Below are 13,616 nucleotides of genomic sequence, written 5' to 3' on the forward strand. Positions count from 1 at the left end.
GATCGGATGAAAGACGACTTGTATCAAATATACAAGGATATCAGAACACGTAAACTAAATCCGCAAGATGCTGCCAATCAACTAACCTCTTTAATGGCGCAAAATCAACACACCCAGACTTCCGGCGAGTCTCAGGAGTCCGGGAACACGCTTCAGGCTGATACCGAGTTACATGAAAAGACACGCAGAATGTTGACTAAGGCTGTGGCTGATCAATTGAAGGTACGACCGGAGGAAATTGAAGCCGATGTGGAGCTCAGTGAGTATGGATTTGATTCCATTATGTTAACCGAACTGAGTAACTCCCTGAACAAGAACTACAGACTGAATCTGACCCCGGCCGTTTTTTTTGAACATTCAACTTTAGCGCAATTTACAGACTATGCTTTGGAAACTTATGTTGATCAATTTGCAGAACTGTGGACATCTCCTGCCTCGGCAGGAGATGTCAAGAAAACACATATTTCGTCTGAGTCCACAATGAAGAACAGATTTAAGTCATCCGAAAATTTTGAAATGGCTCACCAGTATGAGAACGCTGAGAATGCTGGAACTTCCGTAAATGATGAAAGCTTTCATCAAGCTCAGAAAAGAAACTCTCCAACCTTGCAGCGAGTAGACAATGCGATAACAACGTTTGAACCTGTTGCGATCGTAGGCATGACAGGAAGGTTTCCGATGGCAAAGGATACGGATGCGCTGTGGGAAAATTTAATCGAAGGAAGAGACTGTATCACCGAAATTCCATTGTCACGCTGGGATTGGAAGTCCATTTATGGAGACCCCCTAAAGGAATCGAATAAAACCAACATTAAATGGGGCGGATTTATAGATGGTGTGGATGAATTTGATCCTTCATTTTTTGGCATCTCCCCGCGGGAAGCGGAACTTATGGACCCACAGCAGCGTCTACTGATGCTCTATGTATGGAAGACCATTGAGGATGCGGGCTATGCTGCTCAAAGCTTGTCTGGAAGTAACCTGGGTATATTCGTGGGCACCTCCGGAACGGGATACAGCAGTCTGATTTCCCGTTCCGGAATGGCTATTGAGGGGTATAGCTCAACCGGAATTGTTCCATCCGTAGGACCCAATCGAATGAGCTATTTTCTGAATGTACATGGTCCAAGTGAACCGATAGAGACGGCTTGTTCAAGCTCGCTAGTTGCTATCCATCGGGCAGTAACAGCGATGAGAAATGGGGATTGTGATGCAGCCATCGTTGGCGGTATTAATACCATCCTGACCCCGGAAGGGCACATCAGCTTTAACCGTGCAGGGATGCTGAGTGAAGACGGGCGCTGCAAAACCTTTTCCGAACAGGCTAATGGGTATGTTCGCGGTGAAGGTGTCGGCATGCTGATGCTAAAGAGGGTGAAAGATGCAGAACAAGCGGGAGATCACATCTATGGGCTGATTCGGGGTACAAGCCAGAACCATGGTGGACGGGCCAACTCCTTAACGGCACCTAATCCGAAAGCACAGGCTGACCTATTGATCCAGGCCTATCGCAAAGCCGATATTGATCCAAGAACCGTTGGTTATATCGAAACCCATGGAACGGGGACACCTCTGGGTGACCCAATTGAAGTGAATGGGCTGAAGGCCGCTTTTAAAGAGCTGGCTCGTCAATCAGGAGATGAACCGCTTGGAACACCGCATTGCGGTTTGGGTTCTGTAAAGTCTCATATTGGACACCTTGAGATGGCTGCTGGTGTGGCGGGTGTCATGAAGGTACTGCTTCAGATGAAGCATCGTAAACTCGTGCCAGGCTTGCATCTGGATCATATTAACCCTTATGTCCAATTGGACAACAGCCCGTTTTATATTGTGCGGGAAACAAGAGAGTGGGCTGCCCCGAGAGATAGCGATGGCAGGGAAATGCCTAGACGTGCGGGAGTGAGCTCCTTTGGTTTTGGCGGCGTGAACGCACATATCATTTTGGAAGAGTATATTCCGAATCGGGAGAATCATGAAAAAAATACAACAGAAATCCCCGGACAACACCCTGCGATCGTAGTGTTGTCCGCCAGAAACGAAGCACGATTGCGTGAACAAGTGAATTTACTGCTTCAGGCCTTGCGTGAAGGAAAGTATGCAGAGAACGATTTGGCTAATATGGCCTATACGTTACAGATCGGACGCGAGCCTATGGAGGAGCGATTGGCACTGATTGTGAGGACTATGGCTGAATTGGCGACTGGCCTGACTCATTACATGCATGAAGGAGCAGTCACAGGTCATGACGGGATTGAAACGTACAGAGGGCAAGCCAAACGCAAGGACACACTCCTGTCACTAACAGAAGATGAGGAAATGCAGGATCTGGTCCATAAGTGGTACCTGCGTGGCAAGCTGGGCAAAGTCGCAGAGATCTGGACAAGAGGGTTCATTGTCCAATGGTCAGCTCTGTATGATGGGAAGAAACCAGCCAGAATCAGTCTGCCAACGTATCCGTTTGCCCAAGAAAAGTATTGGGTTCCGATCCCTGATTCCCGAATGCCGCGGCCATTCGAAGATGAATATTCGAACTCGGCAGGGGTTCTGCATCCCCTTCTACACAGTAACATTTCTAATTTATACTCACAGCGCTATAGCTCCATTTTTACTGGAACCGAGTCATTTTTGCAAACTTCTGCTACATCGGGCAAACGGACTTTTCCCGATGTAGCCTGTATGGAAATGGCTCGTGTGGCGGCGAAGCATGCCATGGAGTCGTCAGACGGGGATGGGCAATCGGTTATGAAGCTCAGATTATCCGATGTGAAGTGGGTGCAGCATGACACAAACATCCCGAACACGGCGTTTCCATTACAGATTCAAATTGAAATTTACCCTGAAGAAGATCATAAAGAACTTTTTTTCGAAATCAGCAGTGCTGGCGACAAAAAGGAACGGCAGTTATTGACGACGGGAAGAGTCTCCAGACCGGAAAGCTCTGCCTACGACCTAACAAGGTTTGACCTGAAAGTTATACGCAAGCGGTGTGAGTTGGATTTCAACTCAGCTACATTGAACGCAGACAATGTATGGTCTGGCGGACAGACGACGGGCCGTGTGAAACAAAGTTATAAGGGGAATGGAGAAGTGCTGCTACACATCTCCAGTTCCGAAGAAACTACAAGATCTACCAACATGTTCATTGATCCAGAAATGCTGAAAGACGTCATTCAAGTTGGATTATGTGAACTCTGTGGGCAACAGGGTCAAGTGAACCTCGGGGGAGCCATTACCATAAAATCAGTCCATTCCTTGGAGGTTTTGCAGGATGGGCAACCTGTTTGGGTATGGATTCGCCTGGGCACGCCGCCACATCATGATTCGACTGGAGCGGTTAGATCCGATCTTAGACTGGACGTAGCCATAGCCAATGACGCTGGTCAGGTTCTGATCTGGATGGAACAAGTCACCGTGAGTATGCCCGAGGTAGAAGGCGTAATCCTTCTGGAGCCACACTGGGAAACGGCCCCAAACCGCATGTCTTCTTCCGTACCGGTTTCATACAGCGAACACCGGATTATCCTGTGTGGTGAGTTGACAAATTTCACGATGACCGAAATGTTGAAACAGGAAATGCCAGGGGTTTCCCTGATACAACTCGGTTCAGCAGGAACCCTTGTACAACGTTACGAAGCATATGTGCTTGCCCTGCTGGAGCAGTTCAAAGATGGTGAGAGCCTTCGTCATGAAGGAAGCAAATTCATTCAGGTTGTCATACCTGACGATGCAGAACAATCCAGACTGTGGACTGGGCTGTCTGGCCTGCTCCGTACCGTTCAGCTTGAACATCCGCAGGTACGCTGCCAGCTTATTGAAATGCAGCGTGATACGTCACTGGAACAATGGGTGGAGCGGCTTAAGTCCTGTGCAAATTTGCCGAATGAGGATCACTTGCGATATATGGAGAATCAACTGTACCGTGCATCATGGAAGGAACTGGTTCAGGACGTATCCACCGAGGCAGTGAGTTCCATCAGGGAGCGTCCTAATCGAGAAGGGCATGAGCATCTGCCCGCCCATCCGTGGCAAGATGGGGGCGTATACGTTATTACTGGAGGAGGCGGTGGTCTTGGACCCATTTTTGCACAGGAGATCGCATTCAAGGCGACCGGGACAACGATCATCTTGACGGGCAGGTCTCCAGCGTTGCCAACTGCCGTCAGGCAGAGGATACAGGAACTGCCTGCCCACATTCAATACTTGACCATGGATGTAGCGGATGAAGAAAAAGTTCAGACAGTGCTGGCGATGGTCCGTCATACGTATGGGAAAGTAAACGGCATTCTGCATGGCGCAGGCATTACCCGGGACCGTCTGCTTGAAAATAAAACAGGTGCAGAGTGCAGAGAGGTGCTGGCATCCAAAGTTGCAGGGACGGTTTATCTGGATGAAGCAACACGGAGGGATGACCTGGATGTCATGATTTTATTTTCTTCCGGTACAGGTGTGACAGGAAACATTGGACAGGCAGACTATGCGGCTGCCAATGCTTTCATGGATCGTTTTGCTGCTTATCGCAATACGCTTGTCCACCGAGGAGAGCGGACCGGACAAACGTTATCGGTGAACTGGCCTCTTTGGGAATCGGGAGGTATGCAGATCAATGAACAGCAATTACGCAATTTGAAAAAACAGACGGGCATGCATCCTCTGCGTGAAGAAGAAGGAACGGCAGCCCTGTATCAGGCGTTGGCAAGTGGAAGAAGTCAGGTACTGGTTGCGGCAGGTGAAGTGACTCGATTGAGACAGAAGTTTTTGTCTTCCCCCGATGCTCTTGACTCACGGAATGCGGGACAGCAAGCAATCCCAGAGGAACAGACGGATACAGCCTGGCTTGAAGATAAGGTCAGGGAAACGATGGCTTCCATGATTTCGTCACTTCTTAAGGTGCAGGTTACACACATTGATCCCGAGGTTGAACTTGGGGAGTATGGACTTGATTCCATCATGCTGACGGAACTGACCAACACACTTAACGAGAATTTCAACATGAGTCTTACCCCGGCACTGTTTTTTGAATATTCGACGCTGCAAGCCTTCTCGCAATATGTAACACGTACCTATCAACAACAATTTTTGACGAGATTCTCATCCAAGATGGTTCCCACACAAGCAAAGAGTGGGACTGAACGAGCTGAACCTCTTGTTTTCCGACAATTTACAAGTAAACATGCCTCGGGCGTGGGAAGGGTGAAGCCAACAAACGTCATGGAGGATCAAGGCATTGCAATCGTAGGCATGAGTGGTATTTTCCCGATGGCTGCTGACCCAGATGAGCTGTGGGACAATCTGGCAGCCCAGCGGGATTGCATTACGGAAATTCCTCGGTCTCGGCGGGAAAAGTATGCTTATCAAAAGGATTCTTTTAACGAGACTGGGGAGCTCGACATGATCTGGGGAGGGTTTATTGAGGGTGTGGATCAATTTGATCCCGGATTCTTTGGTATTTCTCCCCGTGAGGCGGAACTTATGGACCCGCAGCAGCGGCTGCTAATGCTGTATGTGTGGAAAGCAATTGAAGACGCCGGATATGCTCCGCAAAGCCTATCTGGCAGCAAGCTGGGCATATTTGTGGGAACGGCTGGTACGGGATACAGCAATCTCATCGCGTCATCAGGCATGGCTATGGATAGCTATACGTCCACGGGAATTGTACCTTCGGTTGGACCGAACCGGATGAGTTATTTTCTTAACGTCCATGGCCCGAGCGAGCCGATTGAAACCGCATGCTCCAGTTCGCTGGTTGCGATCCATCGCGCAGTCACGGCGATGAGGAACGGGGATTGCAATGCAGCCGTTGTAGGCGGTATTAATACCATTTTGACACCCGAAGGATATATAAGCTTAACTAAGGCAGGTATGTTGAGCAGTGATGGTCGGTGTAAAACGTTCTCCGCTCAGGCTGATGGATATGTTCGAAGTGAAGGGGTCGGCATGTTGATGATCAAACCTCTCAAGGATGCCGAGGAAGCAGGAGATCATATCTATGCCGTTATCCGTGGAACAAACGAAAACCATGGAGGTCGCGCCAATTCATTAACGGCACCCAACCCCAAAGCTCAGACAGAATTGTTATTTGAAGCGTACAAAAAAGCGGGAATTGATCCGAGAACGGTAGGTTATATTGAAACACACGGCACAGGCACTCCTTTGGGCGATCCGATCGAGGTTAATGCGCTTAAAGCGACGTTTAGGAATCTGTATGAACACACAGGGGATAGACAAATGGGTGAGGCGCATTGCGGACTAGGCTCGGTAAAAAGCAATATAGGACATTTGGAGATGGCTGCTGGTATTGCAGGTGTAATCAAAGTGCTACTGCAATTAAAACATCAAAAACTGGCTCCAAATCTTCATCTGGATGAAGTGAATCCTTACGTGGAACTGGAGGATAGTCCGTTCTACCTTGTTCGTGATCTGCAAGAATGGAAGCCGATTACAAACGCGGACGGAAAGGCGATGCCAAGACGAGCGGGGGTCAGTTCGTTTGGTTTTGGCGGTTCCAATGCTCACGTCATTCTTGAAGAGTATACGGGAAAATTGGATAAAAAAGAGGCGAATCACTCAGCGGCACCTGAATATCCGACAATGATTGTTCTGTCTGCACGGAATAAAGGTGAGCTTCAGGAGCAGGTTCGTTTGTTGCTGAAGAGATTGCAGTACGATTCATATATGGATACTGATCTCCGCGATCTGGCCTATACGTTACAAGTAGGACGTAATGCGATGGAGGAGCGGTTGGGTGTGCTGACTTCCGGCATCGCCGATCTGAAGGAAAAGTTGAGCGCTGCACTGGATGGAGGCATGGAACAACTACCAGAAGGTTTAATGTACCAAGCGGGTCTGCAAGGTGGCAAAGAAGCATTATTATTTAACATGGACGAAGGCACAGAGGAAATCGTAAACCAATGGATGCAAAACGGTTCCTATGGAAAGGTGCTGGATCTGTGGACCAAGGGATATCCGGTTCGTTGGGAGCATTTATATAAAGATGATCAAGATAAACCTTCCAGGTTAAGCTTGCCCACGTATCCATTTGCTAAGGAAAAGTATTGGGTGCCGTATCAGTTCGCCCAAAAATTCGAATCGGGTTCCCCGGCCGAAAGACAACAATTTGTTTCTGAGAGTCAGCACGTACCATCGGAAGAAGCAACGGAACTTTTTTCTTTCCAGGAAATTTGGGAAGAATCCGCTCACCTTGACTCAGATTCGGCCAAGCTGGACAGAGAAAATGTCAGGGGACTGATATGTCTGTTATCCGATAAAAACAAACAGTCCATCATTCGCGAAATGTTGGCTCGCCGCAGTCCAGATACCGAGGTCTATTTTGTTGAAGAAACAGGCCTGGAGGCAGGGGAAATGGATCGGGAAGTATACTGTCAACAATTTCGCGTGATCGCCAAGCAAGGAGATCATATTGATGCGGTTCTGTATCTGTGGCCGTTTGATGATGCCCAATATTTACGTGATACAAGTCCGATTGTACACATGATCCAAGCGATGGTTATGGAGAATATACAACCCAAACGTATTTTACTGGCTGGAGAACATGCCACTGCGCTGGATCAGTGTTACCTCGACTCATGGATTGGCTTTGAACGTTCAATAAGTCTGAGTATGAAGAAGACGAAATTAACCGTATGCAGCTCGCAGGCACGACAGAACTCGGATATGTTGGCATTTGCGGACCTGTCGAACCTGCTGTGGGATGAACTTTTATCGGAATCGCCACAAAGTGTTCGTTTTGAGCATGGACGTCGTTTGGTAAGTCGAATGAAGCAAGTTGATTTAACGGAACATGCTGATGAGTATACCCTTTATCCGAAGCCTGGACAGACTGTATTGATTACTGGTGGACTTGGCGGATTGGGTGTTATTTTCGCAAAAGTCTGGGCTTCAAAGGGAATCAATCTTGTTTTGATGGGGCGATCTCCGCTGGATGAGATGAACAGGCAATTGCTCAAGGACCTTGGAAAAAATGGCAATAAGTTCATATATGTTCAGGCAGATGTGAGTGAAGCGGCGGAAGTAACAACGGCTCTGGAATCCGCAAAAATGCAATGTGGCGATATCCACGGATGGGTCCATGCCGCCGGAATGGAAAGTCAGGGAACCTTGCTGTCCAAAAGCATAAAAGAGTTCGATCAAGTGTTACGTCCCAAGGTTAAAGGATTACTTGTGATGGAGGAAGCATTGCAAAACGAACCTCTGGCTTTTCGTTGTTATTTTTCATCCTCGTCGGCGCTGCTGGGGGACTTTGGTTCCTGTGACTACGCTGTGGCCAATCGTTTTCAGATGGCGTACGCCCAGATGCAGGATCAGAATATTCGTACAATCGCCATTTTATGGCCACTTTGGAGAGAAGGTGGAATGGGCTCCAGAACGTCAGAAGGTACGGACATGTATCTGAGAACAAGTGGATTGCGTTTTCTGGAAAAGGATGAGGGGATCGCTTTTTTTGATCAGGTGATCAGACAATCCGGTACACATCAGCTTGCTCTGGCGGGAAGGGCAAGCCGGATACATCGTTTTTTGGGCTTGGACATGCCGGTTTCCAAGCAGTCTTCCCCTGGATTGCGCATAAAAGCGACAAAGCAGGATCAGGCCCAAATAAGGAATTCACATTCACCATTAAGGAAGACTTTACAGGAATGTGTAGTGCAAGAACTGAGAGACTGGGCTGCCCAACTGTTAAAAATGGAAGCAACCAAGTTGGACCCAGACCGGAATCTGGCGGATTATGGTTTTGATTCGATCAGTCTGGCAGAATTCGCTGAGCTTATGAGCCAGCAATTCCGGCTTGAATTGTCACCGACCGTCTTTTTTGCACATGGCACCCTGAACAGACTTTCGCAGCATCTGATCACATCCTTTTCCGAAGAAATGGAAGCAAGGTACAGCATGATGTCAACCGCATATCCAACACAAATACAGGATCACTCCCATACAGACAGAAACACCAATCCATCTGTAATGGAGCAGCTTGACGGATCAATGGATCATCCTGTCCCTGAACCTACTGAACTTCACAGGGAAGAACCTATAGCCATCATCGGCATGAGCGGAAGGTTTCCGCAGGCAGGCAACATCGAGGATTTGTGGACAAATGTTGAATCAGGTTCTTCATGTATATCGAGATTGCCCCGCAGTCGTTGGACCTCAGAAGGCGGGAAGGATGTAACCAATAAGGATGCTGATATTCCTGCATGGGGAGGTTATTTGGCGGATATCGATCATTTTGATCCGATGTTTTTCCAGATTTCACCGAACGAAGCAGCGATGATGGACCCCAGACAACGTCTGTTTCTGGAAGAGGCGTGGCATGCTCTGGAGGATGCCGGTTATATGGGGGATCGTATTCGTGGCCAGAATTGTGGGGTATACGTTGGGGTTGAAGAAGGCGAGTATGGTTATTTGACAGCAGAGAAAGGATCGATTAACGGTAATCAAAATGCCACACTTGCGGCCCGTATTGCATATGTTCTGGATCTGAAAGGGCCCAATATGGCGATCACCGCCGCATGTTCTTCAGGGCTGGTAGCTCTTCATCAGGCGTGTCAGGCGTTAAGGAGCGGAGAGTGCGACACAGCCTTGGCCGGGGCTGTGAGTCTGATACTGTCTCCCATGCTGCACACAGCTCTCCATCGGGCAGGCATGTTATCCCCCGATGGCCAGTGCCGCGTATTTGACGAACATGCTAACGGAATGGTGCCTGGTGAGGCTGTGACCGCGTTGGTGCTCAAACCTTTGAAACAGGCCATTCGGGACGGAGACCATATTTATGGCACAATTAGAGGCAGTGGTGTTAATTACAGCGGACGAACCAATGGATTGACTTCGCCTGATCCTGAGTCACAGGCAGAGTTGATGAAAATGGTGCACAAACGGTATCGGATTGATCCACGTAGCGTGCAGTTCATCATGTCGCAAAGTGTGGGATCACCGATAGGAGATGCAATTGAGATGCAGGCATTATCCAACGTATATGGTTCTTACAACGATCAGGACATATCCGTGGCGATTGGTTCCGTAAAACCTTTAATCGGACATACCTTTGCGGCATCCGGTTTGGTTAGCCTCATAACGATGTTGATGGCCATGAGGCATAGAACAATTCCGGCTTTGCATTCCTATGAAGAGCCTAATCGGCATATCAACATGAGCATGGGCAGCAACCTCAATATCAATAAAGAAAACAGACCGTGGAGAACGTCGTTGAATGTATCAAGAATGGGAGCGATTAGCACCACAGGCATCAGCGGGACAAATGCACATGTGGTTATCGAAGAGTACGTAGCCGCTGAAACAGAGCAAAATGATGCAGTGAGCGAAGATTCGGTGGCCCAAGTTGTCATTCTATCGGCGTTGAACAAGGAACGCTTGCAGGCCGCTGCGCAGCAACTCCTGAATACAGTCATATTAAATAACGAGATGAGCCTGAGGGATGTGGCGTACACGCTACAAGTGGGCAGAGAAGCGATGCCGGATCGCTTGGCTCTAATTGTGAGTCATAAAAAAGAGCTCATTACAGGGCTGAAGAAGTTTTTGAAAGCGGAAAAGCCAAATAAAAACTGGGTTGATTCTTGTCCGATGTTTACTGGAAGGGCAGAAGAAGATTCGGCAGTGAAGGAGCTGTTGTCAGGAAGAGCTGGCGAAAAAATATTGAGAGCTTTCATGGCTGATGGCAGCCTTGATAAAATTGCACTGTATTGGTCCAAAGGAGGCAACGTTTCATGGGAAGGTCTGTATGAAGGAAAGCCTGCTCAAATCATTTCATTGCCTGGGTATCCATTTGAAAAGAGAAGATGCTGGGTTGACCTTACTCATACTCTTGCTCATGCTAAATCTGTAGTCGTTTCCAGCCTGGAGGAAGGAGCTCCTGATTCCAGTATAGATGTAGCCGGGAATACATCACTGGAACACAGGATCACAGCCATCATCCTGAATCTGCTTGGCTTGGAAAGCGGTGAGATTCAGGAATCAACACCTCTTGTGCAATATGGAATGGACTCCATCGTGTTTATTCAGTTGATTCAACGATTGCAAACCGAGCTGAATCCTGAAATCAATGCAGCAGATTTGCAACATTGTTTGACTTTGGCAGACATCATAGCAAGTCTGACAGACAGAATAAATCAGACCCCTACGCTTCAGGGCAAGCCAACAAGTTTTATCGTCACCGGACCGGAGGAGAAGACAAATGGTACTTTGAATTCGATTGTTAAGTCATGGTCACAATTCCCCGAACTTGTTCGGCTGAATCATGCTTCTGAAGGTCGACCCATCTTCTGGTTTCACGCCGCAATGGGTGGGGTGGAAGGTTATCAGGTTATTGCATCCCGGTGTACACGGCCCTTCTACGGGATCCAGGCAAGAGGCTGGACGACTGACCGCTCTCCGTTATATGGGATCGAAGGCATGGCAATGTATTATGTGCATGTCATAAAAACCGTTCAGCCGGAAGGGCCATATGATCTTGGCGGTTATTCTCTTGGCGGCCTGATTGCATATGAGGTGTGCAGGTTACTTCAGAATCAGGGTGACCAGGTAAACAGCGTGGTGATGCTCGATTCCATCCATCTCTCTGATGAAGACGAAATGACTTCGTCGGACAAAGGTTATATTTTACAATCCGTGAATATGTCGCTAATGTCTTCGATTCTTCATCAACCGGAGAAAATTGCAGACACGTTAATTCACCGCGATGAAATCAATATGGAACTAAGTAATGAGGATTTTCTTAAACACTTAACAGAAATTGCGAAATCCAGAGGGCTTTTCAAAAATGAGAAGCATCTACAGCAGCTCATTGAGCAATGTGTCAAGGTTCAGCAGGCATATCAGGCAGATCAGTACCAAGTTCAATCGCTTGCAGATCGAGATGCTGTGGCATGTTATTATTTCCGCAATCAAAGCGGACACTTCTTTGGTGAACTTGAGCCTTACTTTGTCACGGAGGAAGATTGCATCGAACTGAACAACTCAACCTATTGGAGTATATGGGCGGAGAACATTCCGAATTTTAATTTGTTTGACATCGATGTATCCAACCATATGTTACTGTTGTCCAATCCCGCAAGCTCTGATCGAATAGGTGCTTTCTGCAAGCAGTTGTATTCAAGTGAAGGGGTTACGGAAAAAGACATTCAATCCTTCAAAAAAAGTACCAAGGTAAGAGTCCCACGCAAGAGTTCCAAAAACCAGATTAAATAAGATCATCAAAAAAAGCGTTGCTCATGAATGAGCGACGCTTTTTTTTGATGATCTTACGATCTTACATAATGGTCATCTATTGTTCAAGCGGACAAGCAGTCGTTGAAGACCACGAAAGCCTACATTGGGAAGCCATTCGGGCTCATCCTGAATCCATTCCATATGAGGATACCTTGCGATTAGGCGGCTCATGGCAATCTCTGTTTCCATCATCGCCAACTGGGCACCGATGCAAGAATGAATTCCTACACCAAAGGCCAGATTTCGCGCTTCATTGCGTTCAATATCAAATAGATGAGGATCGGTAAATTTTCGCGGATCATGATTGGCTGAACCGAAGCAGAACATGATCAATTCTCCCTTTTTAATCTGCTGATCCAGAATTTCCATGTCTTCAAGGGCGGTTCTTACGGTAATCTGTGCAGGGCTTTCATAGCGAAGGACTTCCTGAATGGTGCTTTTAATCAGACCTGGAGAGTCTTTCAATTTCTGAAGTTGTTCCGGATGTTTCATCAGTGTAAACATGCCATTCCCAATCAGATTACGTGTGGTCTCATGTCCGGCGAAGAGCAGCATGGCACATTGCGCATGAATTTCTTCAATTGTCAGGTGCACACCATCATCATCAGTTGCTTCTATAAGATAAGTAATAAAATCTTCCTGAGGATGTATTTTTCGTTCTTCAATCACATCTGTCAAATAGGCAGTCAACAGAACCAAAAGATTTTGTGCACGCGTGACATCCTCATATGTAACCGTCATGGAACCGAACAAGTGAACGAGACTATCTGCACATTCGGCCACACGTTCATACTGTTCCTCAGGCAGACCCAGTAGTTTCATAATGACTTTGGTGGGAAGCGGGTAAGCATAATCCCGAATCAAATCCACCTCTTCTTTTCCTTCCATTTCATCAAGAGAGTCGTCGATCAGATCCATAATGTAGGGAGCCAGATTTTTGACCGACACGGAGAAGGCCTGGGTTAACATTTTGCGATATCTGATGTGAGAAGTGCCATCCTGAAGGGACATCCACATTGAAAACAGACGAATAAACTCCAGAATTCCATAGAGCTGTTGCTCCGAAAACTGGACTGCCCAATATTGTTGTGCCGTGTTATGGGAAATGCGTGGGTCTGCAATGTACTTGTTTACGGTTTCATATCCACCGATGTACCAAAGTCCTCCATACAGATTCACTTTGTGAATTTCGCCTTGCTGAATCAGCTGTCGATACACGTCATACGGATTACCGAAGAAGTTCTCATTATAGAATGTGGTTGGATCATTTACATCAATGACAGGTATTGACAAGTGGTTTCCTCCTTTTATCACGGCTTTTTTTGAAAAATAAAGGAAATTATACAAAAATAGAGTAGCATGTATACTAGAATCTGTCGAGT

General features: G+C 47.4%; 2 protein-coding genes. One reads left to right on the plus strand and one right to left on the minus strand.

Translation table 11 applies throughout. The features are described 5' to 3' along the window. Positions 1-6 precede the first annotated feature (6 nt). Positions 7-12,213: an SDR family NAD(P)-dependent oxidoreductase gene (locus tag MKZ13_RS13235; protein WP_339184545.1), complete on the plus strand. Its 12,207-nt coding sequence runs from the start codon at positions 7-9 to the stop codon at positions 12,211-12,213. Between the two features lie 72 nt (positions 12,214-12,285). Here MKZ13_RS13235 and MKZ13_RS13240 read toward each other — a convergent pair whose 3' ends face one another. Beyond that, positions 12,286-13,527, minus strand: coding sequence for a cytochrome P450 (locus tag MKZ13_RS13240; protein ID WP_221819614.1), 1,242 nt, complete (start codon positions 13,525-13,527; stop codon positions 12,286-12,288). Positions 13,528-13,616: the final 89 nt, after the last annotated feature.

Source organism: Paenibacillus sp. FSL R5-0701 (assembly GCF_037973995.1).
In the GTDB taxonomy this organism is placed as follows: domain Bacteria; phylum Bacillota; class Bacilli; order Paenibacillales; family Paenibacillaceae; genus Paenibacillus.